Annotated in this window: 23 protein-coding genes; all 23 read left to right on the top strand. The window is 54.4% G+C overall.

Annotated elements, in window-relative coordinates:
- Nucleotides 1-102 precede the first annotated feature (102 nt).
- The 23 genes from TREPR_RS10985 (at nucleotide 103) to TREPR_RS10875 (ending at nucleotide 25,461) form a co-directional block, all read left to right on the top strand.
- Nucleotides 103-1,572, top strand: a complete 1,470-nt coding sequence (locus tag TREPR_RS10985) for a hypothetical protein (protein ID WP_015708382.1) — start codon at nucleotides 103-105, stop codon at nucleotides 1,570-1,572.
- Complete coding sequence (locus tag TREPR_RS10980) at nucleotides 1,569-3,065, top strand: 4Fe-4S dicluster domain-containing protein (protein ID WP_015708381.1); 1,497 nt, start codon at nucleotides 1,569-1,571, stop codon at nucleotides 3,063-3,065. The genes TREPR_RS10985 and TREPR_RS10980 overlap by 4 nt, the downstream gene beginning before the upstream one ends.
- Nucleotides 3,065-4,216: an RnfABCDGE type electron transport complex subunit D gene (locus tag TREPR_RS10975; protein ID WP_015708380.1), complete on the top strand. Its 1,152-nt coding sequence runs from the start codon at nucleotides 3,065-3,067 to the stop codon at nucleotides 4,214-4,216. The genes TREPR_RS10980 and TREPR_RS10975 overlap by 1 nt, the downstream gene beginning before the upstream one ends.
- Nucleotides 4,213-4,713 carry a hypothetical protein gene (locus tag TREPR_RS10970; RefSeq protein ID WP_015708379.1) on the top strand — a complete coding sequence of 167 codons (501 nt, stop codon included), beginning with the start codon at nucleotides 4,213-4,215 and terminating at the stop codon, nucleotides 4,711-4,713. Before TREPR_RS10975 ends, TREPR_RS10970 begins: the two co-directional genes overlap by 4 nt.
- On the top strand, nucleotides 4,703-5,329 hold the full coding sequence (locus TREPR_RS10965) for a hypothetical protein (RefSeq protein ID WP_015708378.1): 627 nt from the start codon (nucleotides 4,703-4,705) through the stop codon (nucleotides 5,327-5,329). The genes TREPR_RS10970 and TREPR_RS10965 overlap by 11 nt, the downstream gene beginning before the upstream one ends.
- Nucleotides 5,326-5,955: a hypothetical protein gene (locus TREPR_RS10960; RefSeq protein ID WP_015708377.1), complete on the top strand. Its 630-nt coding sequence runs from the start codon at nucleotides 5,326-5,328 to the stop codon at nucleotides 5,953-5,955. The genes TREPR_RS10965 and TREPR_RS10960 overlap by 4 nt, the downstream gene beginning before the upstream one ends.
- A gap of 114 nt (nucleotides 5,956-6,069) precedes the next feature.
- Nucleotides 6,070-7,962, top strand: coding sequence for an alpha-amylase/4-alpha-glucanotransferase domain-containing protein (locus TREPR_RS10955; protein WP_015708376.1), 1,893 nt, complete (start codon nucleotides 6,070-6,072; stop codon nucleotides 7,960-7,962).
- A gap of 193 nt (nucleotides 7,963-8,155) precedes the next feature.
- Complete coding sequence (locus tag TREPR_RS10950) at nucleotides 8,156-8,656, top strand: hypothetical protein (RefSeq protein ID WP_041611152.1); 501 nt, start codon at nucleotides 8,156-8,158, stop codon at nucleotides 8,654-8,656.
- Nucleotides 8,626-9,132 (top strand): hypothetical protein, encoded by a 507-nt coding sequence (locus tag TREPR_RS10945; RefSeq protein WP_041611151.1) that lies wholly within the window; start codon nucleotides 8,626-8,628, stop codon nucleotides 9,130-9,132. Before TREPR_RS10950 ends, TREPR_RS10945 begins: the two co-directional genes overlap by 31 nt.
- A gap of 230 nt (nucleotides 9,133-9,362) precedes the next feature.
- On the top strand, nucleotides 9,363-9,872 hold the full coding sequence (locus TREPR_RS10940) for a ribosome assembly cofactor RimP (RefSeq protein ID WP_015708374.1): 510 nt from the start codon (nucleotides 9,363-9,365) through the stop codon (nucleotides 9,870-9,872).
- Between the two features lie 4 nt (nucleotides 9,873-9,876).
- The gene (nusA, locus tag TREPR_RS10935; protein ID WP_015708373.1) at nucleotides 9,877-11,424 is read left to right on the top strand and encodes a transcription termination factor NusA; all 1,548 of its coding nucleotides are present in this window, start codon (nucleotides 9,877-9,879) and stop codon (nucleotides 11,422-11,424) included.
- 61 nt (nucleotides 11,425-11,485) lie between these two features.
- Nucleotides 11,486-14,305, top strand: coding sequence for a translation initiation factor IF-2 (infB, locus tag TREPR_RS10930; protein WP_041611150.1), 2,820 nt, complete (start codon nucleotides 11,486-11,488; stop codon nucleotides 14,303-14,305).
- Between the two features lie 5 nt (nucleotides 14,306-14,310).
- Nucleotides 14,311-14,685 carry a 30S ribosome-binding factor RbfA gene (gene rbfA / locus TREPR_RS10925; protein ID WP_015708371.1) on the top strand — a complete coding sequence of 125 codons (375 nt, stop codon included), beginning with the start codon at nucleotides 14,311-14,313 and terminating at the stop codon, nucleotides 14,683-14,685.
- Entirely contained in the window at nucleotides 14,672-15,631 is a 960-nt protein-coding gene (truB, locus tag TREPR_RS10920) for a tRNA pseudouridine(55) synthase TruB (RefSeq protein ID WP_041611149.1), read from the top strand. Before rbfA ends, truB begins: the two co-directional genes overlap by 14 nt.
- Nucleotides 15,618-16,406: an FAD synthetase family protein gene (locus TREPR_RS10915; RefSeq protein WP_015708369.1), complete on the top strand. Its 789-nt coding sequence runs from the start codon at nucleotides 15,618-15,620 to the stop codon at nucleotides 16,404-16,406. The genes truB and TREPR_RS10915 overlap by 14 nt, the downstream gene beginning before the upstream one ends.
- Before the next feature lie 24 nt (nucleotides 16,407-16,430).
- Nucleotides 16,431-16,700, top strand: a complete 270-nt coding sequence (rpsO, locus tag TREPR_RS10910) for a 30S ribosomal protein S15 (protein WP_015708368.1) — start codon at nucleotides 16,431-16,433, stop codon at nucleotides 16,698-16,700.
- A gap of 148 nt (nucleotides 16,701-16,848) precedes the next feature.
- Nucleotides 16,849-19,038 carry a polyribonucleotide nucleotidyltransferase gene (gene pnp / locus TREPR_RS10905; RefSeq protein WP_015708367.1) on the top strand — a complete coding sequence of 730 codons (2,190 nt, stop codon included), beginning with the start codon at nucleotides 16,849-16,851 and terminating at the stop codon, nucleotides 19,036-19,038.
- A 21-nt stretch (nucleotides 19,039-19,059) separates the two neighbouring features.
- On the top strand, nucleotides 19,060-19,509 hold the full coding sequence (gene dut, locus TREPR_RS10900) for a dUTP diphosphatase (protein ID WP_015708366.1): 450 nt from the start codon (nucleotides 19,060-19,062) through the stop codon (nucleotides 19,507-19,509).
- Between the two features lies 1 nt (nucleotide 19,510).
- Nucleotides 19,511-20,794 (top strand): LptF/LptG family permease, encoded by a 1,284-nt coding sequence (locus tag TREPR_RS10895; protein ID WP_015708365.1) that lies wholly within the window; start codon nucleotides 19,511-19,513, stop codon nucleotides 20,792-20,794.
- Nucleotides 20,791-21,855 (top strand): LptF/LptG family permease, encoded by a 1,065-nt coding sequence (locus TREPR_RS10890; protein WP_015708364.1) that lies wholly within the window; start codon nucleotides 20,791-20,793, stop codon nucleotides 21,853-21,855. The genes TREPR_RS10895 and TREPR_RS10890 overlap by 4 nt, the downstream gene beginning before the upstream one ends.
- Nucleotides 21,856-21,889: 34 nt before the next feature.
- Nucleotides 21,890-22,762 (top strand): DUF2156 domain-containing protein, encoded by an 873-nt coding sequence (locus TREPR_RS10885; protein WP_015708363.1) that lies wholly within the window; start codon nucleotides 21,890-21,892, stop codon nucleotides 22,760-22,762.
- 81 nt (nucleotides 22,763-22,843) lie between these two features.
- A protein-coding gene (gene prfB / locus TREPR_RS10880) for a peptide chain release factor 2 (RefSeq protein ID WP_425358168.1) occupies nucleotides 22,844-23,966 on the top strand; the annotation gives its coding sequence in 2 pieces (ribosomal slippage) (nucleotides 22,844-22,906 and nucleotides 22,908-23,966; 1,122 coding nt in all).
- 28 nt (nucleotides 23,967-23,994) lie between these two features.
- The gene (locus tag TREPR_RS10875) at nucleotides 23,995-25,461 is read left to right on the top strand and encodes a PEGA domain-containing protein (protein WP_041611632.1); all 1,467 of its coding nucleotides are present in this window, start codon (nucleotides 23,995-23,997) and stop codon (nucleotides 25,459-25,461) included.
- The last annotated feature ends 11 nt before the right edge of the window (nucleotides 25,462-25,472 follow it).

The raw sequence follows: 25,472 nt of genomic DNA, 5'->3' as shown, positions 1-25,472 counted from the left end.
CTTGTACTTTCAATGGCAGTCTCTCTGATTCTTGGGGGTTTGTTCTTTCTCATAAACTATGGCGTGCCCCAGACAGCGCCGGCTTTAACCGGAACGCGGGAAGTGCCGCGAAGCATCGGGGGGTCAGGAAAGGCCTATGCCCTGCTTAGTCTGGACGCTTCCTACCCGGACAGCCTTATCCGGGATCTGCTGGAAGGCCAGGGGGTAAGGGATTCCATCGGGGAATCCACCCAGTGGGTGCTGCTGGACGATTTTGGGGAAATGGAGAAGGTGCCCCTGGAAGCTTATAGGGACCGGGTGGAGCCCTTTGATCCCCGGGATGACGGGTATGCGGAAAAGCTTCGTTCCTTTTTTGTTTCCCGGGGGAAACGGCGGCTCTTTATCCCCCTCAGACTGGGTATGGAGGACCGGGTCGGGGCGGCTTTAAAAAACATCCCCTTTTCCCTTGAAGTCCTTACAGCCCCCCGCTCCCTATTGTTACCGGCCCTTCTTTTCCTGGTTGCTGCGGCCATTACCCTGTTCTTTTCGGCGGCTCCCCTGATTACCGCCCTTTTCCTCCCCCTCTGGGCAGTCCTGGCGGGGATGGGGGTTCCTGGGTTTGCCCTCATTGCAGCCCAGGCCGCACTTTCACGGCTGCTGGGGGAACCGGTTCGGGAATATTTTATCTCCCGGCGTTATGAAAAGGCGGCACTTGCAACGCCGACTGAAGTCGGCCCGACTTCAGTCGGCAAGTTCCCCGCGCCACTTGCAACGGAGTTTCCCGCGCAGGGGGGTTCCAGCCCGGCCTCCCTCAGGAAATTATTCAATTACTTTAGGGATTTCTGGGTACTTGGTGCGGTATTCCTGGGGGCCTGCGGGGCTATTGCCATTTTAGGGGGGCTTGGGCCTCTCATTTTTCTTCTTGAAACAGTTTTTTTCCTGTTCCTCCTGGGGCTTTCCCTCTGGAGCGAATCGAATCGCGGGGCAAACCAGGGACACATACGGTTTCTTCCGGTTCAGATTACGGATATTGCCCTTAAACCGCCATTATATTCCCGAATACTGTTCCCCTTTGCCCTGGCTTCCCTGGCCTTGCTGTTTTTGGGGCCCCTTTTCAATGCCTCGTCGGCTGGTACAAGCCTGGGGCGGGGAAGGGATTGGGATACTCGGCGGAATATCAATGCCGAGATTTACCGGAAGCATGGGGAGTTTCAAAGCCAATTCTCCTTCCTCCCCCTGTATAATACAGCTCCGGGCCAGGGCTCCGGGTATGGGCGCTATTCCCTTGGGACGGACGGGCTCATCGCCGGTCTTCCCGAAACTCTTGTTTTCGGCGAAACTGTGGCTTCTTCGGTGGACGCGATTCCCCCCTTCCCCCTGGAGGGACTGATAGATTTTCTTGACCATTACTCCTATACTGATGGTGGAATGGTTTCTCCTGCCGGGGGTGTCCCAGGAGGATCCGGTCATGGGGATCTGTTTTCAGCCCTGATTGGCCTGGGCCTCTGCATTCCCCTGATTTTTTGGGACCGGCGGGGGCATAGTACAAGGGGTAAACTTTCAAAATATATGGATAAACGGATCGCCGCATGATAGGAAAACAACGAGTCTATTCATTCCCCCGGGGGGGGATTCATTATGAGGATCCCTTTGCCCCTTCCCGGGATGCCAGTGTAACCGCCTTTCTGCCGGCCCTGTCCATCATACCCCTGGTTCAGCAAACCGGAACTTCCGGTGTAGTTTCTTCCGGAGGCCGGGCTGTACCGGTGGTGAAAAGCGGGGATTTGGTTAAAGAGGGGATGCTTATCGGCCAGGGGGGAGCGGGTTTGGCAAATGTCCACGCCACCGTGCCGGGTAGGGTGGTGCGTACCGTTTCCTGGGATATGCTCGAAGGGTACCCCAATGACGCCCTGGTAATACGCCTGGAAGGGGCCTTTGATAAACTGGGCCGCCGGGAGGAGGAGTATCCCTGGGAAGGCCTGTCCCCCCGGGAACTCCAGGGGCTTATTGCAGAATATGGGGTGGTGGAGATGGAAGGGTCCGGCCTTTCGGTGTCGGAACTCCTGTCAGTTTTTTGCGCCCTGGAGGAGCCCCATGCCCTGGTGGTCAACTGCGTATTTGATGATCCTTGGCTTGCGGCAGATTATGTGCTCTGCAAGGAACGGCTCAAGGTAGTGGTGGAGGGCAGCGTCATTGCGGGCAAGGCGGGAAAGGCGGATCGCATCATTTATGCGATTTCCCGGAAGGAACGGGAACTGGGGGAATTGTTCCTTGCGGAAGCGGCTTCCTATGATATCCCCGCATCGGTTGCCCTGGTGGGTTCCCGGTATCCCCAACGAAACCGGCGGGAACTAGAAATGGTTCTCCGCATGTATGCCAAGAAAGAAAATTTTGAACTGGGTTCCATCCTGCCCCTGGGGCCGGCTACCCTGGCGGCGATTTACGATGCGGTCAAACTGAAAAAACCCATTCTGGACCGGTATATTGCAGTAGGCGGATCCGCAGTGGTCCATCCCCAGGTGATGAAGGTACGAATCGGCACCCGTATGGGGGAACTCTTTGACGAATGCGGCGGCTTTATTGACAAACCGAAACGGATAGCCTCAGGCTCCCCCCTGTTGGGCCGCACCGTGACGGACCTGGATGAGCCGGTTATCAAAACCAGCTACGCCATATTTGCCCTGCTGGAAGGCCAGACAGGGGGAAGCCGCTCAGGGAGCTGTATCAGCTGCGGGGAATGCCGGGCCGTGTGCCCTGTGGGCTTGGACCCGGAGGAACTTTTTAAGGCCGTCGGGGTTTCCCTGGAGATGAAAGATGATCAGGATGAAATATCTGTCCGTTTTCCTTCTTCTGATCCGGTAAAACTACTGGAGTCGTCGGCGGGTAAATGTCACGGCTGCGGCTGTTGTGAACTGGTTTGCCCTTCACGGCTGCCCCTGAGTACGGTGATCACCAATGCTGCGCGGGAAACTTCGTTGCAATTTGCGCGGGAAACTTCGTTGCAAGTAGCGCGGGAAACTACGTTGCAAGTAGCGCGGGAGACTACGTTGCAAGTAACGGAAAACAGCTCCCGGAGGGGCCACTGATGTCTAAAATCACGCCCTGGTTCCGGAGTTTATTCCCCCAGCCTTTTCAGAAACCCCAGATAAACCTGGCCCGTTCCACCTCCGCCCGGATGTGGCTGGTTAGTATTTGTGCGGGGTTCACCATCTTGCAATCATCCCTGACCGATGGGTTTTCTTCGATGTTCATTGCCCTTTTTGCGGTACTCGGCGCTCTGATGGCAGAACTGCTGATAAGCCATGTTTCAGGCCGGACAATTCCCGGGGCCGTTTTTCAGGATGGCAGCGCCGTGGCTTCAGCACTGATCTTGACGCTGCTCTTGCCCAATCATATACACCCCTTCCTTGCCTTCCTGGGCGCCCTCTTCGCCATGCTGGTGGTTAAGCACAGTTTTGGCGGGCTGGGGACCAATTGGGTTAATCCCGCCCTGGGGGGTTGGCTCTTTGTCCGTTTCGGCTGGCCCGGGGCGTTCAATGCCGCATTGGAAGGTTCCTCCCTGGGTGTTCTTACGAACAGTCTGAATGCAGGCGCCGCCCATGGTTCGCCTCTGGAAATTATTAATGCAGGAGCAGAGATTTTCGCTCCCGGTACACTGGATAGTATTCTTACGCCCTTCCTTAATAAAACTATTTTTTCGATCACTGGGGCGGAGCTTCCCGGGGGGTATATCGATCTACTGGTGTATTCCGGTCCGGGCATTATCGCCGACCGGGGGGTGCTGGCCCTCCTCCTTGGGACGATTATTATTAGCGCCAGCCAGGTAAGCCATGCCTGGGTTCCCCTTTCCTTTCTGGGAATATTTGGTTTGCTCATCCGGCTTTTTGGCGGCCTGCCCTTTGGGGATCTCCGGGGTAACGGGGATATACTTTTCGGTTTTTTCACCGGGGGAACCTTGGTCGCAGCATTTCTGCTGGCAGCGGATCCCTCCACGGGGCCAAAGTCCCATATCGGCGTTCTGGCGGCCTCGGTGCTGGCGGGTTTTTTCAGTTTTGTGTTCCGTTACCGGGGGGTTGAACCCTACGGCGCCTTTTTCGCAACTCTCCTGATCAATGCCCTTATTCCCCTATTACGGTACTTTGAGACCCGGAGGCTCTACCTTCATGATGGTACTTCCGACCTTGGTTTCAGCAGGAGAAGTTCCGGTGAAATTCCCCCAGGGGAGGACCGGCTATGACGCTTTTTGGATCTCCGGAAATCACGGGCAAGTTGAAAGAGGCGGGTATCTTCCTGGGCTGGCTAGCCGGATTGTTTCTCATAGGCGGCTTGACCTGGTTCCTCACCCAACCGGTACGGACCAGGTTCGTTATCAGAAATATTAACCGTTCTATTTTGGCTGCCGGAGAATCCCGGGAACTGGAAGGCCCCCTTGCCTTTGGAGGAAAGCTTAAGCGGTGGAAGGCGGGGAAACTTTCCCAAATTGGCAGCTGGTATACCCTGGAGGATGGCAAGGGCAGTGCGGCAGTTTTTTCGTTTATGTCCGGGGGCATCCTGGCCCCCTTTGTGGTGTTGATTTCCCCCCAAGGGGAACTGGGCCCCCCAATTCCCCTTGGCGCCCATTCGGCCCGTTTGCTGGAACGGCTGCCCCCGGGGGAGCTGCAAACCCATATACGGCGTATTGAGGCTGGTGAGGCCATCATACGAAACAGCCGGGGGGATGAAAATGAGCGCTAAACGGGAATCCCATCCCTTTTGGGGGAGTAACGCCCCTCTTTCCACCCTTGCCAGCGCCGCCTTGATGATCATAGCCTCGGCGCGGCTGGCTTTTGCCATCACCGCCGCAGGGGCCCTGATCTGGGTGTATGGGATCGCCGCGCTTGTAGCGGCCTTCGCGAAACCCATACTGCCTTTAAAGGGGCGGGATATAGTCTGGGTGTTTCTGTCCAGTTTTTTGAGCAGCATATACCTCATGCTTTTTTATTTTATCAGCCCCTATTTGGCAATGGAAACACTTTTTATAATCATCCTGGTTCCCCTGTCCTTCATCGGGTCAGGGGTATGCCGGCGTATAGCGGACATTGAACCCGAAGAAGCTATCACCAAGTCCCTGATAGAAGCCCTGGTCCTGGGGGGGTTGTTCATCGCCATGGCCTTGATCAGGGAACCCCTGGGTTTCGGTTCCCTTTCTCTTCCCGGAGGATCCCAAGGCATAGTAGAACTATTCCGCCTGGGGGATGATCTGTACTTCCCTATTTCGATAATCGTCGGTTCCTCCGGGGGGCTCCTGCTCCTGGGTTACGGCCTTGCCCTCTTCAGGCGTTTCAAGAAACAGTGGGAGGATGATCAATGATCGCCCTGGGCGCCCTGGCAATTTTTTCCGGCCTTTCCCTGAACTTGATGCTCCAGACAGGGCTTGGGCTTTCCGACATTATTGCGGATCGCAATGACGGGAAAACTTTTTCCCCCCGGCAATGGATCATCCTTTTTTTAACCGTACTAATCCTGTGGCTTTTTTTTACGTTTATCCTGAGCGCTCCTGCCTTCGGGTTTCTCGAGTCCTTTCTGCTTTTCCCCGCAGTCGCAGCGGCCTTAACAGGGCTTGAACTGCTTTTTGATTATCTCTTTTCCCCCGGGGGAAGGCGCTGGAAACAGAAAAAATCCGGGGGAGCCGGCGGTTTTCCGGATCTGAAATTTTTCAGCTCCCTTTCCTCGGGTAACGGCTTGGCCCTGGGGGCGTTGCTGCTTACCCTGCGTTTGGCCCTAAGCTTCGTGGAGGCGGTGGTACTGGACCTGGGCTTTACCCTGGGCTGCCTGGTGTCGGTGCTGATCCTCCGGGAGATACGGAAACGGTCTTCCCTGGAAGCGGTTCCCCGGGTCCTGCGGGGTTCTCCCCTGATCCTCATATCCATGGGGCTCCTTTCCCTGATCTTTTCCTCTATTTCGGCTATTTTCCTCCGGGTTTTGGGGGTTTTCTAGGGGTTTAGGCGGGCTACTGCCCCAGGGTGGATTTTTTTCAATTTTCCTTGGGCGTCGCTTCTCAGGTAAGAGAAAATAGTATAGAATAGGCTGCAATAGGAAAATAATAAAAAAATGAACGAGAAACCGGGTTTTATTTTAGGTTCGCATAATCATATTCCCATTGGCTCAGGCGATGATGAGGGAGAATACCTGTACGCCACCCGGTTGAAGCCGTTCATTCAGACCCTTAATCAATACCCTAAGATCCCTGCGGCGCTGCACTATTCGGGGTCCCTGCTCACCTGGCTTGAAAATTCCCATCCTGAATTAACCATGCTCCTGGGGGATATGATTTCCCGGAAACAGGTGGAAATTCTGGGCGGGGGATTCTATGAACCCATGATGCCCCTACTGCCCCAATCAGATAAGATAGGGCAGATAGAAATGCTAACCGCCTACCTCCGTAAAAAATTCGGTAAACGGCCCCAGGGCTGCTGGATCCCCGGAGCTGCCTGGGAACAACAGCTGGTGGGGGTCCTGAATACCTGTGGCATGGGCTATACTTTTTTAGACGAGGATCATTTCGGCGTACCTGAAAGCCCGGACCAAGCAGGCCTAAGCGCCCCAGTTATTAGTGAAAACCAGGGGAAGATCAGCACCGTGTTCCCCCTGGCCGCCGCCTTGAGCTGGGAATTTACCCGGGAGAACCCCAAGGCAGTCCTGGAGCGCCTGATCCGGAATCTGAGCCCCGGCGCCCTGGTTACGGTTTTTCCGAATCAGCTGCACCCTGAGGATCCCGGGGAAACCCCTGAAACTACCTACGGGCGGTTTTTTGAAGCCCTGGCTGAGGCTTCAAAAAACCTGGAATTCACCACCCCGGGAAAGGTATATAAAACCCAGGGAAAGCTTAAAAAGGCCTATTTCCCAGGGGATCAGGAAAGGAAGTTTTTAATCGCCTTCCCCGAAGCCAATGGGATTTACGTGAAGATGATATTCACCCATTCTCAGATCAATCAACTGCGGGGGGATAAATCCCGGAAGCAGAGCGCCCGGGAAGAACTTTGGAAAGCCCAGGGCTATTCCCTGTTCTGTGATGCCGATACCCACGGCGGCATTCGCCGTTCCTCCTTCAGAAAAGCTGCTTACAAGTCCATCTTGGCCGCAGAAAAGATATGCCGGACCGGGGGAAAGTTTGTCCCTTCCCTGCTGGCCTTTGATTTTGATCTTGACGGCCGGCCTGAATATCTCTTCCAGGACAGAAACATTAACTGCTATGTAAAAAGCTCCGGGGCCAGCATTTTTGAACTTGATTACCTTCCCAAAACCTGGAATTACCTGGACACCTTTTCCCGCCGCCTTGATACACTCCAGATGGAACCAGGAATTGAGGACGGTTACCGGAGGACTGCCTTTGTGGACCGCCTGGTACCCCCGGACTTTTCCTTCAAGGATGCCCTGGAGGGACGTTTTGCCGCTTCCCGGTTCTGCGGTAAGGACAGCTACGAGCTTGTGGAGATGGATCGATCCCACGGAAAAGCCGCCTTCCGCCTCCCGGTCAACAAACAAGCCGGGACCACCCCGTATCTTTCCTGGATTGAAATTGAAAAGAGTTATGTGCTGAAACAGGATACCCTAATGGTACGCTACGCTCTAATCAACCGGGGTGAAGCTCAGTCGTCCTTTAAGTTCATACCCCAGCTTGATCTGTCTTTTTCCGGAGACGGGGAGGAACTTCTCAAGGTATACCGCTCCCATGCCCAGGACCCGGAGCCGGCTATACGAGGGGGCGCAGAGATTAGCAATGTCCGGGGCATTGAATTCCGTGACATCAAAAATGAACTTACCCTGGGCCTTACCGCAGACCGGGATTTTAACGCCTGGATTTTACCCATCCGCACGAAGTTAAAAATCCGTGATACCGTGACAGACCAGTACCAATCCACCTGCCTCATGCCCGCCCTGGCCCTGAGCCTGAAAAGCGAGGAGCGCTGGGAGACCGAGTTTAAACTTACAATTTCTCATTAGGAGGGGGGGGCTGTTTCCAGGCCTATTTTCCAGAAACGGCGTTTTTTTGTCCGGCCCCCCTACGCTCCAGACCTGTGGTCTTCCGCTACCCCCCGGTTTTTGCGCTTTCTCTTCCTTCTTTCATATTTTTTCCCGTCCCATTAAAGCAAATCCCTCGTATTTACCCCTAAACCCTGTGTTAAGGAGGCTATCGATGGATAGAACCACACACGATATCTTTGATCGATCGTTCAAGTTTCTTATGCATCTCTCAAATAGGGCGGTTATCAATGTAATCAACGGTCTTTTCGGAACCAACCACCCCCTGGACAGCCCGGTGAGTTACCTGGAAACCGAAAAGGTCGGCGCCGGATTAAGCAAAACCGTCTCGGACCTGATCGTCACTATCGGTAAGGACAGCTACCTTATCGAAACACAGATAGGCGACGACATGCACATTGCTACCCGGATCTTCCGGTATGCCCTGGAAGGGGCGGAATATTCCGCCAGGGAGACTCTGCTCACCCTGACCTTTCCTCAGGTCCGGGTAATCTACTGGGAGACCAGCCGTCGAACCCCGGACCTGATAAAAATTCGCTTGCAATTTACAAAAGAGGCGTATTATGATTTTGAGGTATCGGTATTCAAGTTTCCGGACCGGGATGCTCATGTACAGTACTGCACATGGTCATCCTGCTGCCCATGCACGCCCTGAAGCTGCGGAAACAGATAGCTACGGCCCGTACGCTGGAGCGGCGGAAAGAACTGTTCCGGGAATTGCCCGCGTTACACGCTGAGATAGTGGAGGCCATAGACCGGGCGCAGCAAGCGGGAGATATTGTGCCGGGAGATGCGGCCGAGGCCGGAAAGCTTATGGGCCGTTTGTTTACCGAGTTGTACAAGGGTTATGAAGAATATGAGGAGGTAAAATTCATGATAGATTTTGACGAAATGCTCAGGGAGCATAAGTATCTTGAGGAACTGAGAATTCATGCCGAGGAAGCGGAACAGCGTGCCGAGGAAGCAGAAAAGCGTAACCGGGAATCGGAAAAACGCAACCGGGAATCGGAAAAACGCAACCGGGAAGTGATGCGCCAGTCGATACGAAATTTTAAAGCCCTGGGGCTTCCGGATGAACAAATTGCCGCGGCTATGGGGCTTTCCCTGGAAGAGGTGGTAAGTATAGGGTAGGGGATACGTTTCTTCCTCCCTGTCCTCTGCCTCCGCCTCCGCCCGATTCTCCCAAAAAGCCCGCTTTTTAGCATATTTTCCGTGATTTTGCGGATTTTTATGCCTTGCCCAGTTGACAATATTGTCCACAAAAGATACAGTAACTAGGACATTCGGAAAATTCATCTAAAAAGGGCCGTTCCGAACGGCCCTTTTTTTTCAGATTTTTCGGATTTCAAAAAGGTTGATGTATGCGGTATACCCCCAGACAGGCAAATACCGGGGACCAGCTTGGTTCCGGGGACCAAATTTCCTTGTTTGAGACCCTGGAGCCGGTTGTCCGTGGTTTAGGGTTGGCCATTGTGGAACTGGCCCTTTCCAGGCACAAAAGCAGTGTCCAGGTCCGGCTGGTGGTGTGCAAAGCCGGGGGCGGAAATGTCGGGGTGGATGATTGTTCCCGGGCGCATCGTGCATTGCTTCCCCGCCTGGAATTGGTTTTTCCAGGCCAGGATATGTATGTAGAAGTTGGTTCCCCGGGCATAGACCGGGTGATCAAGGACGGATCGGAATTTGTCTATTACCTGGGCCGTGGGATTAAATGTTACCGCACGGATATATCCGACTGGACCGGGGGAATCCTCGAATCTGCGGATGAAAAGGGTGTTGTTTTAAAAGGAAAGGATGGTATGACAGAAATCGTTTACGAACTTATCGCCAAGGCGAAGTTAGACTATACACTAGATTATTTGCGGGAGGTTTAGGCTCGTGGCAACAGATATGTCAGAGGCAATCCACCAGCTTATTCAGGACCGGGGTATGTCCGAGGAACTTGTCCTCCGGACCATAGAAAGTACCCTTTTGGCGGCCTATAAGCGGCGTTTTGGCAATGCGGATAACGCCATTGTCCGGTTCGATGATACGAATACGGAAGTATCAATCTATGCGCAGAAAAAAATCGTTGACGGGGTCTACGATCCGGTTTCGGAGATAGACCTGGAGGAAGCCCGGGAACTTAACCCGGAAGCGGATGTGGGGGATGAACTCCTCATTGAAGTGGACCCCAGGGATTTTGACCGTATTTCGGTGCAGAGCGCCAAGCAGACCGCCCACCAGTCCATACGGGAAATCCAGAAAGATACCCTGTATTCGGAATACAAGGACAAGGTGGGGGAGATCATCATCGGGTACTATCAGCGGGAACGGAACGGGACCATTTATGTGGACCTGGGTAAAGTCGAAGGGATACTCCCCAAGAAATACCAGTCCCCCCGGGAGGTATACCACGTTAATGATCGTATCAAAGCCCTGATCACCGAGGTGAACAAAACTCCTGCAGGGCTTCAGGTGGTGCTTTCCCGGACCCACACAGATTTTGTCCGGGCTATTTTTGAACTTGAAGTGCCCGAGGTATACGATAAAACCGTGGAGATCCACAAAATAGTCCGGGAACCCGGGTACCGTACCAAACTTGCGGTGTATTCCAACCGGGATGATGTGGACCCTGTGGGGGCCTGCGTGGGCCTCAAGGGTGTGCGTATCCAGGCGGTGATCCGGGAGCTTGAGGGCGAAAAAATCGACATCCTCAAATACGATCCGGATCCCCGGCGCTTTATCAAAAACGCCCTGTCCCCGGCGGAAGTGCGGGACGTGATCGTCCTGGACGAAGGAAAGCATCAGGCCCTGGCGGTGGTTAACGATTCCCAGCTTTCCCTGGCCATAGGCAAGCAGGGGCTCAATGTGCGCCTGGCAAACCGCCTGGTGGACTGGAACATCGATGTTAAGACCGACGCCCAGTTTGGGGAAATGGACATCGCCTCCGAATCCCGGCGGGCAGTATCGGAACTCTTTGGGGACGCCGAAGGGTACGGGGAGGAACTCTCCCGGATTTCCGAACTTCCCGGAGTGGACGCCCAGGTTGCAGCTCTCCTGCTGGAAAACAATATTGACTTTATCGAAGATTTTCTTGCCCTGGCGGAAGAGGAAATGGCCCAGCTTAAGGGGATTTCGGCTGAACAGATTGCCTCACTCAGGCAGCTCATAGAAGAGTTTGTAGAAGTGGTGGAAGAGGAAGCCTACGACGAGGAAGCCCCTGAGGACGAAGAAGTCGGCGAAATAGCTGTTGAGGATGCCGGGCCGGAAGCTTCGGAAGGGGAAGCCCCAGAAGATGCGAGCGCTGGGGACGAAGCTGAAGCTGAAGCTGAGGCTGAGGCGGAAGAGTATGAGTGCCCTGAATGCGGGGCTAAGATAACTGTGGATATGACCAATTGTCCGAATTGCGGTATCGGACTGAGTTTTGAATTTGAGGAAGAATGAAGAACCCCGCAGTAGCGGGGTATTGTACCCCACGAATGGAATAACGGAACAAAGGTGGATCATGGCTGAGGAATTAGACGCTACACAAAAACCAAAGGTAGAGCTCATTAAGCATCAAAAAAGTGAGCCTGAGTCTTCGGAGGGGAAGGCTAAGAGTCCTGTTCAGGAACATAGCGACCAGGCGCTCAAAGAGAGCGCTCGCCGTAAGGTGGTGGTGGTCAAGAAAAAACCCGCCCCTCCTGCTGCCCCTGCTCCGGGACCTGCGAAGAAACCTCAGCCAAAGATCGTGGTCGCTTCCCGAAATGTAAGCCCCGAAGGGGAGGGGGCTGTTACAGTTTCATCCCCTGTTGCAAAGGCTGCTGCCGTGCTAAAGGAAGCTCCGTCGGAAGTACCGGCTTCAGCCCCGCCTGCGCCTGTATCTGGGGCGGCGTCACCGCATGCAAAGCCTCAAAGTGCAACGAAGTTTCCCGCGCAAGTGGAAACTCCGGTTCAAGAAACTCCTGCGCCCCCAGCGGCAGGAGAAACCAAAGCTCCGGCAGGGGTAAAACCCGGAGAAAACCGGGTCAGTTCCCTGCCCATTACCCAGCGGCCGGTGGCTGCTGCCGGCAGGGTCGGCGGCCGGCCCGTAGGCCCGCCCCCCCCCCGAACCTACCGGAGCGAAGGCCCCCAGGGCAGGCCCGGTGGTTCCCCCTTCCCCCAAAGACCCACCGGAGCAGCCGGCAGGGTCGGCGGCAGACCTGTGGGTAACAGCCGTCCTCCTGATAGTCCCGGAGGCCAGGGTCCCCGTCCTTATAACAACAGCGGCGGAGGCCCCCGTCCTCCCTACAATGGTCCCCCCCGTCCCTTTAACGGTCCTCCCCGCCCTGGCATGGGCGGCGGCGGCAGACCCGGCGGTTTTGGCCCCAATCGCGGTCCCGGCGGTCCCCGGCCTGGAGGGCCCGGCGGCCCCGGCAGGCCCCGGCCCGGCGGCAGCACAAGCTCCCCTTCTCCCCTGGGCGAAGGTAAAGGGCCGATCAAGAAGTCCTTTAAGGTCAAGAGAACCGTTTACCAGCGGAAGGAACAGGAAATGGAGGAAAAACTCCTCCAGACCAAAAAGAAGATCGCCCAGATAGCCAACCCGGTACCCAAATCCATTGATATTATGGAAGTGATATCGGTTTCCGAGCTTGCCAAAAAGATGAACCTCAAGGCTTCTGATCTGATCCACAAATTGATGAGCATGGGCATGATGGTTTCCATCAACCAGCAGATAGATGCGGAAACCGCAACCATATTGGCGGCGGAATTTGGGGCGGACGTGAAGATAGTCAGCCTCTATGACGAAACGTTAATCACCACTGAAGCTGACGATGAAGCTTCCATGAGCCCACGGTCCCCGGTAGTTACCGTGATGGGCCACGTGGATCACGGAAAGACAAAACTTCTGGATGCCATACGCAGCGCCGATGTGGTTTCCGGTGAGTTCGGCGGCATTACCCAGCATATCGGGGCCTATACGGTGGATACCCCAAAGGGGCGCATCGCCTTTCTGGACACCCCGGGCCATGAGGCCTTTACCCACATGCGGGCCCGCGGCGCCCAGGTAACGGACATCGTAGTATTAGTGGTGGCCGCCGATGACGGGGTTATGCCTCAGACCATTGAGGCCATCAACCACGCCAAGGACGCCAAGGTTCCCATCATCGTGGCGGTCAACAAGATGGACAAGCCCGAGGCCAACCCGGACCGGGTAAAGAGCCAGCTCTCGGATCTGGGGCTCATGCCCGAAGACTGGGGCGGTCAGACCATGTTTGTGGAACTTTCAGCCCTGCGGAAAGAGGGCATCGACAAACTGATCGACGCAATTTTACTGCAAGCAGAAATACTGGATCTCAAGGCAAATTACAATCACAGCGCCGAAGGAAAGGTCCTGGAATCCCGGATCGACCATGGCCGGGGTGTTGTAGCCACGGTGATGATCGAAAAAGGCACCCTCAGGATCGGCGATTCCTTTGTGGCCGGGGTCTGGCCCGGCAAGGTCCGCGCCCTCTTTGACGATAAGGGCAAGAAGGTCGATGAGGCCACCCCCGCCATGCCCGTGGAAGTCCTGGGCTTTGAGGGCGTTCCCGACGCCGGAGACCCCCTCCAGGTGGTGGAAGACGAAAAAGTGGCCCGGGGCATTTCCTCCAAGCGCCACGAACTGAAACGCTTTGAGGACGCTAAAAACGTCAGGAAGATCACCCTGGACAACCTTTCGGACACCATTAATGCCGGGGCTATCCAGGAACTGAAGATCATTATCAAGAGCGATGTCCAGGGTTCCGCTGAGGCTCTCAGGGCAAGCTTAGAAAAACTGTCCAACAAGGAAGTGCGGCTCAATGTCATCCAGGCCCTCCCGGGGGCCATCAACGAAGGGGACGTGGACCTGGCCATCGCCTCAAACGCCATCATCATCGGCTTCAATGTGCGGCCCGTGCCCAAGGCAAAGATGCTGGCGGATCAGGAAAAGGTGGATATCAGGCGCTACAACATCATCTACAAGGCGGTGGAAGAAATCCAGCTGGCCATGGAGGGGATGCTCAAGCCGGATACCAAGGAAGAGATCATCGCCTCGGTGGAAGTTCGGGAAACCTTCAAGGTCCCCAAGATCGGCACCATCGCCGGCTGCTATGTCCTCACCGGCACAGTCAAGCGGAGCGCCAGCGCCAATGTTATCCGGGACGAAATCGTTATTTTTACCGGCAAGCTCGCCTCCCTCAGGCGCTTCAAGGATGACGCCCGGGAAGTTGCCGCAGGCTACGAATGCGGTATTGGCCTTGAGGGCTTTGACGCCATCCAGGTCGGGGACCAGTTTGAGGTCTTTGAAATAGTGGAAGTGGCGCGAAAGCTTTCCAGTAATTAAAAGAGATGGCAGAATATAGAACAGAGCGGGTAGGGCGGCTTATCCAGGAAAAAATAGGAAGTCTCATTGTGGAGGGAAAGGTTAAAGACCCCAGGGTGGATACCTTTCTCTCCATTACCAGGGTTGCGGTGTCCCGGGACCTTTCCTACGCCGATTGCTACGTTTCCAGTTATAAGTCCGCGGGCCTGGCAACCGGGGTTGAGGGCTTGCAGAGCGCCGCCGGGTTTATCCAGTCCCAGCTGGCAGCTATGATGCACATACGCCATACACCCCGGCTCCGTTTCCACGAGGACCAGGGGATACGGGAAGGTTTTGAACTAGTACAGAAAATTGACAGCCTGGTGAATACTAACAGTGAAACACCGAATGACGGACAGTAATACTAACGGGTTACTATTGTTGTGCAAAAAGCCTGGCCTGACCTCTTTTGACTCCCTCAGAATTATAAAAAAAGCCCTCGGCACAGGAAAAGTGGGCCATACCGGGACCCTGGACAAATTTGCCTCCGGGCTCCTGGTGGTCCTCTCGGGTCGGGCCCTGAAGCTCACCCCCTGGTTTGACCGTTGTGATAAACGCTATGAGGCGTTCATCAAGTTCGGCCTTGAAACCGATACCCTGGACCCCGAAGGCGCCGTTGTGGCTGAGGGCCCGGTCCCTTCGCAGGCTGAGCTTGAAGCGGTCCTGGACCAGTTCCGGGGGGACATACTCCAGGCGCCCCCGGCCTATTCGGCTATTCATATAGAAGGGAAACGTGCCCACGAACTGGCCCGATCCGGTGCGGTCCCGGAAATGAAACAGCGCCCTGTGACTATCCACGCTCTGGAACTCCGCTCCTACGAGCCTCCCCTGGCCCATATCTATGTCCACTGTTCCAAGGGGACCTATATCCGTTCCCTGGCCCGGGACCTGGCCCTGGCCGCAGGTTCCCGGGCCCACCTGGTTTCCCTGGAGCGGACCGCCGTGGGGGGCTTTGCCCTGGCCGACGCAGTTTCCCCGGATTCCCCGGATCTGGCCGGTGCCCTGCATCCAGTCAGTCCTGAAACTTTTCAGGCCCTGGGTATCCCCTGTATCACCGTGGACGAAGCCGTTGCCCGGAACATGGCCCATGGGAAACCCCTGGACGCGCTCCTGGGGGGAAACCCGGTTTCCGGCCCGGAAACTGCGGTGGCTGTTTTTTGCACTTCTTGCAACGAAGTTTCCCGTGCAACACCGACTTTAGTCAGAGAGTTCCCTGCAAGTGGCAGCGGCGCTTTTGTTGCGCTTATTGAAAAAAAGCCCGGCGTCGAAAACCGCTGGTCCTATGGATACGTCAATGCAGGTGCTTGACTGGGCGGAGTTTGCCGAAAATGGCCTGGATGCCCCCGGCTTTTCCATGCCCGGCGGAAGCGCCATGACCATCGGGGTCTTTGACGGCGTACACCTGGGCCACCGGCTGCTCCTGGAACGGGTGCTCCAGTCCGCCCTGTTCCCGGTGGCGGTAACTTTCAAGCGGAGTCCCAAATTTGTACTGCGCCCTGAAACCGACGAGGGGGATATCCTGGGGGAGGACCAAAAGCTCCGTATTTTGGAGCAAATGGGCATAGGCCTTACGGTCATGATTGACTTTTCTGAAAAATTCAGTAAACTAAGTGGCAAGGAATTTATCGATCTGCTAAAAGATCGGGGAAATCTGCGTTATTTGGTAATTGGCAGCAATTTTCGTTGCGGATACCGGCATGATACGGATGCGCCTTCCATCAAAGCGATGACCCGGGCCGGGGGGATCACCACGGATGTGGTGGAACCTATTTTGGCCGGGGGGGAGCGCATCAGTTCCAGCCGTATCCGCGCCGCGATAGCCGCCGGCAGCCTCGTTGAGGCGGCGGCGCTTCTCGGTCGAAGGGTTGAAATTGACCTTTCCGGTTTATCCGTTACCCCCGGACCCGGCGGAGTTTATTTTCATCCTGCTTCCCGGCAACAAATAACGCCGCCCCAGGGCCGGTACCCGGTTTTGCTTTTTGAGAAAAATTCCCCAGTAGGAATGGAGACGGAAGTTTCCATGGTCCCGGAAGGACTTTTTGTTCCTGCGCCCTTCAATGCGGTACGCATTGAATTTGCATAGTTCCCAATAGGAGTGTATAAACATATGGCTTTAAACAAAGAAAATGTAACTTCCATCGTAAACAAGTTCGGTAAAAACGAAAAAGACACCGGCACATCGGAAGTACAAATTGCCCTGCTCACCGAGCGGATCAACCAGCTCACCGAGCATTGTAAGCAATTCAAGAAGGATAAGTCCAGTCAGCGGGGCTTGTTGATCCTGGTCGGCCAGCGCCGGCGTATGCTGAAATATTTTCAGCGGACCAATCTGGAAAAATACCGGGGCCTGATCAAAGAGTTAGGTCTCCGCAAGTAATCGTATTGCCCGGAACCGGCCGGACTAGTAACAGGCCGGCCCGGGTTTTTTTTCAATCGGGTCCATTTCCCGGCTTTTTCGCCGGGCTAGTTTTGGTGTACCCGTAATTGGGGGAACAAAGGTTCCCCTTAAAATTGGACAGGAGTCTATGATACAAAGAGTAAGCTATCAAATTGCCGGCAAGGAACTGATCCTTGAAACCGGTAAAATCGCGAAACAGGCCGGCGGGGCCGTGTTTGCCCAGTACGCCGGTTCCGTGGTAATCGCCACGGTGTGTTCATCTCATGATGCTGTGGAGGGCCTGGACTATGTGCCCCTCACGGTGGATTATAACGAGAAATACTACGCCGCCGGGAAAATCCCCGGGGGTTTCATCAAACGGGAAAGCCGCCCTAAGGACAAGGAAATTCTGGTGTCCCGGCTCATTGACCGGCCCATGCGGCCCCTCTTTGACAAGCGCTTTGGCCGGGAAATCCAGGTGGTGCCCACCACTATTTCTGCGGACATGGTTAACCCCCCGGATATGCTGGCGATTATCGCCTCCTCCGCGGCGGTGCATATTTCTGACATACCCTTCGGTGGCCCCATTGCGGGGGTGCGGGTCTGTTCCGTGGATGGCCAGCTCATCGTCAACCCCACCTACGAAGAAATCGAAAAGTCAAAGCTTGAGATCGTGGTAGCCGGCACCAAAGAAGGCATCACCATGGTTGAAGGGGGCGGCAAGGAAGTGGACGAGGACCTGATAATCGCCGCCCTGGAAAAGGCCCAGCAGGCGATAACGGATCTCTGTAATTTGCAGGACAAACTCCGGGAACTGGCGGGGAAGTCAAAACTTCCCCTCACGGAGATTGCCTTTACCCTGGAAAATAAAGACGCCATCCGTTCCGCCGCCTATCCCCGGCTGGAAACCGCCTGCTTCCTCAAGAGCAAGCAGGACCGCCATGACGCCATCTCTGCGGTTAAGGCAGATTTTGCCGCCCAGTACAAGGCCCAGCTTGAGGACGAAAACCAGAAGAAACTCTTTGATGCTCTTTTTGAAGATTTGCAATACGAGATACTCAGGAATTCTATCCTTGACAAGGGAGTCCGGGTGGACGGCCGGGGTACCGAGGATATTCGGGACATTAGCTGCGAGGTAAACATACTGCCCCGCACCCACGGTTCCGCCCTCTTTACCCGGGGAGAGACCCAGGCCCTGGTGGTCACCACATTGGGCACCGCTTTTGACGAGCAGATCTTCGACGATATCGAAGGGGACAAGCGCTCAAATTTCCTTCTCCATTACAACTTCCCTCCCTATTCAGTAGGTGAAACCGGCCGTATGGGCACAGGCCGCCGGGAAATCGGTCATGGCAACCTGGCCCGCCGTTCCCTGGAAGCCATGGTTCCTCCAAAGACAGAATTCCCCTACACCATCCGGATAGTTTCGGAAATAATGGAGTCCAACGGCTCCTCCTCCATGGCTTCGGTCTGCGGGGGCACCCTTTCCATGCTCCAGGCCGGGGTTCCCATGAAGAAACCTGTAGCGGGCATCGCCATGGGGCTTATCACCGAAGGCAAGGGCGGCCCCGGGGACCGTTATGCGGTGCTTTCTGACATCCTAGGGGATGAGGATCACCTGGGGGACATGGACTTTAAAGTAGCCGGCACCGAAGAAGGGATCACCGGTTTCCAGATGGACATCAAAATCGCCGGGGTCAGCCCCGAGGTGATGCGGAAAGCCCTGGATCAGGCCAAGCGGGGACGCTTGCACATCCTGGGCATCATGAACCAGACCATCAACAAGCCGGTGGCCCAGATCAGCGAGTACGCCCCTAAGATCGTGTCCCTTCGTATCGACGTGGACAAGATCGGCGCCCTCATAGGTCCCGGCGGCAAAAACGTCAAGGCCCTCTGCGAACAGTTCAGCGTGAAGATCAACACCGATGATGACGGCACGGTCACCATCTTCGGCAAGAATAGCAAGAACTCCGAGGATGCCAAAGCAGCGGTACTGGGCATCGTGATGGACCCCGAACCGGGCAGGGTTTACAACGGCACGGTCAAGCGGATCATGGACTTCGGCGCCTTCGTAGAAATACTCCCGGGCAAGGAAGGGCTGGTCCACATTTCCAAGCTTTCCCGTGAGAGAATCAATAATGTTACGGATGTTATAAAGGAAGGCCAGGAAATTCCGGTGAAACTGCTTGAAGTCGACAAGATGGGGCGGCTCAACCTTTCCTATATCGACGCCATTGATCCCAACGGCACCAGTGATGACAGCGGGGACAGGCACAGCGGAGGCGATAACCGTGGAGGGGACAGCCGCCGCCGGGATGAACGGCCCCGCCGTTACTAGGGTGAATTGTACGGGGGTCTCATGGACAAACTGAACCCTGTAGTAAAGGTGTTGAAAAAAGACAGCGGCGCCCGGCTTCCGGAGTACGAGACTCCCGGCGCCGCAGGGGCGGATCTCCGGGCCAGGATTACCGAGGCCCGGGTGATACCTCCATTGGGCCGGGCCCGTATACCCACTGGGCTGGCCCTGGAAATCCCCCCGGGCTTTGAAGCCCAAGTGCGGCCCCGGTCGGGCCTGGCGGCTCGCAGTGGCATTACGGTGCTGAACGCCCCGGGAACCATAGACTCCGATTACCGGGGAGAACTGGAGGTGATCCTGATCAACCTGGGGCAGGAGCCCTTTACGATTCAGAATGGAGACCGGATAGCCCAGCTGGTGTTTGCTCCGGTTACAAGAGCTGAAATGACTCAGGCCCTTTCTCTTACAGAAACAGAGCGGGGGGAGGGGGGCTTCGGATCTACCGGTATATAATATGATAAGAGGCGCTATTGAAAGTGAACGTTCCCTTTCCCGAACCATATTTTTTTACATTGTTTCAGAAACACTATTCTCATTTTTTGTATCCTTTCTTTTTTTCTTTTTTATCTTTTTTGTAAATCAGCTTCTGCTCATGGCCCAGGAAATTCTTACCAAGCGGGTGCCCTTTAACCAGGTGGCCCTGTTGGTCCTCTACTCCCTTCCATCAATAATCGCTATGGCTGCCCCTTTTGCCTCCCTGGTAGGAACCCTGATGACTGTGGGGCGGCTGAGTTCCGATAATGAGGTCCTGGTACTCCTGTCATCGGGATTATCCTACCGGAATATATTTCTCCCCGCCCTGCTGGTAGGGATACTCATATCCCTGGTGTCCTTTTATGCCAATGATGTACTGCTCCCCGCAGGAACGGTACAGTTTTCCCGGCTCTATCGACGCATCCTGGTGTCCACCCCGGCCCTGGAACTGGAGGCCAATTCGGTCAAACGTTTTAAGGACACAGTAGTGGTAACCGGAGATGTTACGGGTAACGCCATCAGCGATGTGCTCATTCTGGACAAAACCAGTGATGGTGAGCGGCGGGTGATCATGGCAAGAAGCGCGGAGCTTAAAGACGGGGGCAGGCAGGGCCTGAGCCTGGATCTGGACGAGGCCTTCATCCAGTCCTCCAAGGAGCTGGCCCGGCGGGATTATGATTATGGCTCCTCAGGGTTCTTGCGCTACTGGGTTCCCCAGGAGGACCTTATCCAGGCAGTCTCTTCCATAGGCCCCCGGGAGATGAGTTCCATTGATGTGTGGCGGGAAATAAAGGTAAAGGAAGAGGCCCTCAGGGTCAGGCTTGATCAGCGGTATAACCGGGCTCTGAACCATGCCATGTCCCTGGAATTGGCACTGCGCAAGGGCCCGGATAATGCGGAATGGAATCGGCGGACCAATTATACCCTGAATTTTTTACGGGAAGCCGAAGCTGCGGAAGTACTGAAGCGTGATCGGAGCATCCTTGTGTACCGGCTTGAATTTTATAAGAAATTTTCCATACCCTTTGGCGCCCTGTCCTTTGTTTTCCTCGCAGTATCCCTGGGGCTTCTGGCTAAGAAGAGCGGGCAAACCGTGGGCTTCATCTTCGGCCTGCTTATCTCCGTCATCTACTGGGCACTGCTCCTGGGGGGGCAAACCATGGGCATACGCCTGGGTTATTCACCCTTCTGGTCCATGTGGCTTCCCAATATACTCGCCATGAGTGTGGGGATGATCATGGGCCTTATAAGGATTAAACGATGATCCTGGATCGGTATCTCCTGCGTCAGTTTTTCCCCGTGTTTATCGTAGCCATAACCATGTTCGTGATGCTCCTCTCCCTGATAGATCTCTTCGCAAACCTGTGGCGTTACCTTAACTACGAGGTTCCCTTAAAAGAGATACTCCGGGTTTGCCTGTACTACCTTCCCAAAAGCTGTTCCTATGCCCTGCCAATATCCCTGCTCTTTGCCTCCGCCTATACCCTGGGGGATCTCTATGCCAGAAACGAGCTCACCTCAATTTTTTCTTCAGGAATACCCTTCTGGCGTTTTGCCCTTCCCCTGGTGGCGGTGGGTCTTCTGGCTTCGGCCTTCGCCTTTTTTTTCGAGGACCGCCTGGTGGTTCCAACTTTTAAAGTTAAAAATGATATGGGTAGGCTCCTGCTGCACCAGCAGCGGACCGAGAATAATTCTGACATTGTCATTAAGGCCCGTAACGGGGAGCTGATCTATTCGGTAGATTACTATGATGTTAATACCAATACTCTGAATGGCCTCAATATTATTGAGCAGGATGAAAAGGGCGCCTTTATAGCCCTGATACGCGCCCCCCGGGCAAATTGGACCGGGGAACACTGGGCTCTTTCCAATGCCCTAATCTACCGCTGGGAAGACGGGCTGCTCCGGGTACGCCCCCTTGAAGGGTCGGATGATTTCCGTGAGCAGCCGGATACCTTCAGGCGCAATGCCGTGGCGGTGGAGGATCTCCGTGTCCGGGACGCGGGCTTCCTGGTACAGGACCTCCGGGCCGCCGGGCTTCCATTTATCGGCGCCCTGGCGGAGTATTATCATCGTTATTCTTTTTCCGCAGTTTCTCTGGTAGTGATGGTGCTTTCCATTTCCATGGGGGGCCGGTTCAGGAAAAACATACTCCTTATGAGCCTCCTTGCGAGCCTGGTAGCAGCGGTGGTTTTTTATGTTACCGAGATGATTACTATGATGATGGCCCGGCTGGGGTATATTCCGCCCATTGTGGGAGCATGGTTTCCTGTACTGGTCTTTATCATCATCGGCCTTCTCCTGCTGCGGGGCGCAAAAACATAGACGGAAGAGAATTTAATTATTGTGAGGCTTTATTATGATACCAAATTACCCGAGTTTTACCCCCCTGACCCTTGATCACAAATCCGATATGCACCCCCATTTATCCCTAACCCCAAACGGGGTTTCTGAATATACCTTTGCCAATTTGTATTTGTTCAGGAAAAATTATAAGTATCAGGTTTCTCAAATACCCGGAAAAACATTTATCCTGTCCGGTGAAAAAGAAGGAAAAAAGTTTTTTTGTACCCCCTGTGCAGCCCCTCCGCAGGATATATTGCAGGATCTTTTTAAGACCCACGATTATTGGAAAGGTATCTCTGAAGATGTCTTGAATTCCTGTCAGGATGATTTAATGAAATGGGGAATAAAAATAACAGAAGACCCTAATAATTTTGATTATCTTTATCTAAGAACAGATCTTACTGAATTAGCAGGTAAGAAATTTCATAAAAAACGTAACCTGGTAAATTTATTTATGAATACTTACTGTCATTCAGAAAAAGTATTAACTAAAGCCCTCATCCCGGAAGCAGTAACGGTTTTGGAACAGTGGAGGGTGGAGAAAGGCGCCGATGGAGATTATGAAGCAGCTTTTGAAGCTATCAACCTTTTCAAAGAATTAAAACTTAAGGGCCTGGTATATTATGTGAATGACCGGGCTGTCGGGTTTTGTTTGGGGGAAGGGCTTGCTAAGGGCAGGATGTTTGCCGTCCATTTTGAAAAAGGGCTTAATCAATATAAAGGGATCTATCAATATATAAATCATACCTTTGCCGCTTCCCTGCCTCATTATTATACATTTATTAATCGGGAACAGGATCTGGGGGATGAAGGGCTCAGGCAGGCTAAAATGACTTACCGGCCCATAGGTTTTGTAAAGAAATTTGTGGGGGATACTGTTAAATAGCCTCTTAGTTTTGGGTAGTGGTAGGTATATCCGGACGCTTAATGGTTTGACAATTTTCCCAAAAACCCCTATTCTAAGCCTATGTTATTATCAGAATTAGGGGCTCCCATCGCGGAGCTCAAGGCAAAAATCTACGATACCTGGAGGCGGCTTTGAAAAGCCCGCTTCGGGAACACCCTTTGCCCAGCGCATCGCGGAAATTGAGGCCCTGAGCGGGGCTGGGGATTTTTGGAACGACGGTAGCCGGGCGGAGAAGCTTATGGGGGAACTCAAGGCCCTCAAGGCCCGGTATGAGCCCTGGAAGGCCCTGGTGGCGGATATTGATGAGCTGGAACTGCTCCACCAGATGGCCGGGGAAGAAAAGGACGAGTCCGAAGGGAAAGGAATAGAGTCCACCCTTAAGGAAATGGGGGCTCGCTATGAAAAACAAAACATCTATGAACTTATGGGCGGGGAGGTGGACAAAAACGGCTGCTTCCTCACCATCCATGCAGGCGCTGGTGGTACCGAGGCCTGCGACTGGTCCCAGATGCTCTACCGTATGTACCTCCGCTGGGCTGAGCGCCGGGGTTTTGCCGCGGAGGAACTGGACCGCCTGGATGCCGAGGGGGGGATCAAATCCGCCACCTGCCGCATCGACGGGGACTACGCCTACGGCTACCTCAAGGGCGAATCCGGGGTGCACCGGCTGGTGCGTATCTCCCCTTTTGACGCCAATTCCCGGCGGCATACCTCCTTCGCCTCGGTGTACCTGTTCCCGGTGATCGACGATTCCATTGAAGTGGACATACGCCCCGAGGACCTGCGGGTGGACACCTACCGTTCCGGCGGTGCCGGGGGGCAGCATGTAAACAAGACCGACAGCGCTGTGCGCTTTACCCACCTGCCCACGGGGATCGTGGTAGCCTGCCAGAGCGAGCGGAGCCAGACCATGAACCGGGCCATCGGCATGAGCATACTCAAGTCCCGGCTCTACGAATACTACCGGCAGGAAAAAGAAAAAGAAAATGAAAAATTTGCCCAGGAGAAAAAGGATATTTCCTGGGGAAACCAGATACGGTCCTATGTGTTCCAGCCCTATACCATGGTAAAGGATTACCGGACCAAGACGGAGATGGGCAATATCCAGGCGGTGATGGATGGGGATATAGACCCGTTTATTGAAGAATATTTGCGTTTTGCCTGGAGTAATGCACAGAAGTGAAGATATCTGGAGTGAAAGAAAAACAAAAATGATCAATAACCTTGTTAGGGATTCCAAATTTTTCGCAGTTTTTCTGTTTTTGTTTGTCCTTTCTGTTTCCGCATGGTCAAAGGGTAAGGTCGAAGAGGCTGTAATTGATCCCCTTAATCCCGAATGGGCGCTTTGTATCACCGCATTGGATGTTTCCGCCCTTCCCCCTGCCCAGAAAATTCTCGGGGAACTTATGGTCCGGAATTTGGCGGAATCCCTGGCGGACCTGCACCACCGGATTAGGGTGTCCGAAGAATTTGCCTATTACAAGGATGTGGCTTGGGTACGAACCCTGGGGGATGCGGGGAAAAAACTTTCAGCCAAGCGGACTGAACGGGATCAGCTCCTCTATAAAGGATACCCCCGGTGGCGGTATAAAAATGAAATTAAAACCATTGATAAGTCCATAGTAACCCTGGAGGAGGAGTATCACCAGGCGGAAGAGGCGCTGCTGGAAATTGCTCCGGCCCCCTCTTTTATACTGACTTCAGAAAATACAGGGGGCACTTTTCCTACTCCTCCTTCGGCCGGCGGCGAGTACCGTTTCTGTGTGACCCAGAAGGCGGATGCTTTTATTACCGGGGAAATAGTAGAATTTCACGGAAGGATACTGCTTAGTATCCGGATGTATACTCTGTATACCCGTTCCTTTGAATACGAGGATAGTTTCATTTTTTCTACCGACGATATGGCCCAGATTAGGGAAGAGTTAACCGGCCGGCTGATAGCGGTGATTTCCGGCGGGCGGTCTGCGGCAATCGCCGTAAAGGCCCAGCCTGAGGGGGCAATTATTCTAGTCAAGGAATCCTTTGCCGGCCAGGGCGATACGGGGGTCATGGAGTATCCCCCGGGGCCGACGGATGTGGCGGTTTTTGCCGATGGGTATAACGGGGCGCAAGCCATGGTGGATCTGGCGCCTGGGGAACTTACGGAACTACAGTTCAGCCTCCAACCAGTGCAGGAAACCAGTTTTGAAATTGATTTACCGGGAAATGAGAGGGCGTCCATATACCAGGGGTCCCTCTACCTGGGGACTTCTCCCCTAACCGTTACGGCGCCCTTAAACCAATTCGAGTATATTCATGCCGAAACTCCCGGGGGAAGAACCAGTTCGGCGATTTTCCGGGCAGGGCAGACCGGGGACATGGTAACCCTGCCGCTCCCGACTCCCCAAGGGAAAGACCCGAAGCCTCTGGGTACGGCCCGTGACAGGTATTATGGCGCCTGGACCAGGTTCTGGATCGCCCTGCCCGTGGCATTTATGATTTCCGGGGTGTCCTCCACCTACGAAAACGCCTACATCGTGGGGAAGGACCCGGATGTGGGTAATACCTACCAGATTCTGAACGCGGTTTCCATCGGTGCATGGATTGGATTAGGTCTTATTACGGCAGAATCCTTTTACCGTATTTTCCGGTATACCCGCACGGCTAGTAAAAGTGTTCCGGCACTGCTGAAAAAATAGGATGGTTAACC

The organism is Treponema primitia ZAS-2 (assembly GCF_000214375.1).
In the GTDB taxonomy this organism is placed as follows: Bacteria; Spirochaetota; Spirochaetia; order Treponematales; family Breznakiellaceae; genus Termitinema; species Termitinema primitia.
Note: the sequence above shows the minus strand (reverse complement) of the source record. Positions and strands in the feature narration are given on the sequence as shown.

Bases quoted from the DNA above. Each gene is read 5' to 3' on its own strand.
- TREPR_RS10980 (WP_015708381.1), top strand. From the start codon at position 1,569: ATGATAGGAAAACAACGAGTCTATTCATTCCCCCGGGGGGGGATTCAT.
- TREPR_RS10975 (WP_015708380.1), top strand. From the start codon at position 3,065: ATGTCTAAAATCACGCCCTGGTTCCGGAGTTTATTCCCCCAGCCTTTT.
- TREPR_RS10970 (WP_015708379.1), top strand. From the start codon at position 4,213: ATGACGCTTTTTGGATCTCCGGAAATCACGGGCAAGTTGAAAGAGGCG.
- TREPR_RS10965 (WP_015708378.1), top strand. From the start codon at position 4,703: ATGAGCGCTAAACGGGAATCCCATCCCTTTTGGGGGAGTAACGCCCCT.
- TREPR_RS10960 (WP_015708377.1), top strand. From the start codon at position 5,326: ATGATCGCCCTGGGCGCCCTGGCAATTTTTTCCGGCCTTTCCCTGAAC.
- TREPR_RS10955 (WP_015708376.1), top strand. From the start codon at position 6,070: ATGAACGAGAAACCGGGTTTTATTTTAGGTTCGCATAATCATATTCCC.
- TREPR_RS10950 (WP_041611152.1), top strand. From the start codon at position 8,156: ATGGATAGAACCACACACGATATCTTTGATCGATCGTTCAAGTTTCTT.
- TREPR_RS10945 (WP_041611151.1), top strand. From the start codon at position 8,626: ATGGTCATCCTGCTGCCCATGCACGCCCTGAAGCTGCGGAAACAGATA.
- TREPR_RS10940 (WP_015708374.1), top strand. From the start codon at position 9,363: ATGCGGTATACCCCCAGACAGGCAAATACCGGGGACCAGCTTGGTTCC.
- infB (WP_041611150.1), top strand. From the start codon at position 11,486: ATGGCTGAGGAATTAGACGCTACACAAAAACCAAAGGTAGAGCTCATT.
- rbfA (WP_015708371.1), top strand. From the start codon at position 14,311: ATGGCAGAATATAGAACAGAGCGGGTAGGGCGGCTTATCCAGGAAAAA.
- truB (WP_041611149.1), top strand. From the start codon at position 14,672: ATGACGGACAGTAATACTAACGGGTTACTATTGTTGTGCAAAAAGCCT.
- TREPR_RS10915 (WP_015708369.1), top strand. From the start codon at position 15,618: ATGCAGGTGCTTGACTGGGCGGAGTTTGCCGAAAATGGCCTGGATGCC.
- rpsO (WP_015708368.1), top strand. From the start codon at position 16,431: ATGGCTTTAAACAAAGAAAATGTAACTTCCATCGTAAACAAGTTCGGT.
- pnp (WP_015708367.1), top strand. From the start codon at position 16,849: ATGATACAAAGAGTAAGCTATCAAATTGCCGGCAAGGAACTGATCCTT.
- dut (WP_015708366.1), top strand. From the start codon at position 19,060: ATGGACAAACTGAACCCTGTAGTAAAGGTGTTGAAAAAAGACAGCGGC.
- TREPR_RS10895 (WP_015708365.1), top strand. From the start codon at position 19,511: ATGATAAGAGGCGCTATTGAAAGTGAACGTTCCCTTTCCCGAACCATA.
- TREPR_RS10890 (WP_015708364.1), top strand. From the start codon at position 20,791: ATGATCCTGGATCGGTATCTCCTGCGTCAGTTTTTCCCCGTGTTTATC.
- TREPR_RS10885 (WP_015708363.1), top strand. From the start codon at position 21,890: ATGATACCAAATTACCCGAGTTTTACCCCCCTGACCCTTGATCACAAA.
- TREPR_RS10875 (WP_041611632.1), top strand. From the start codon at position 23,995: ATGATCAATAACCTTGTTAGGGATTCCAAATTTTTCGCAGTTTTTCTG.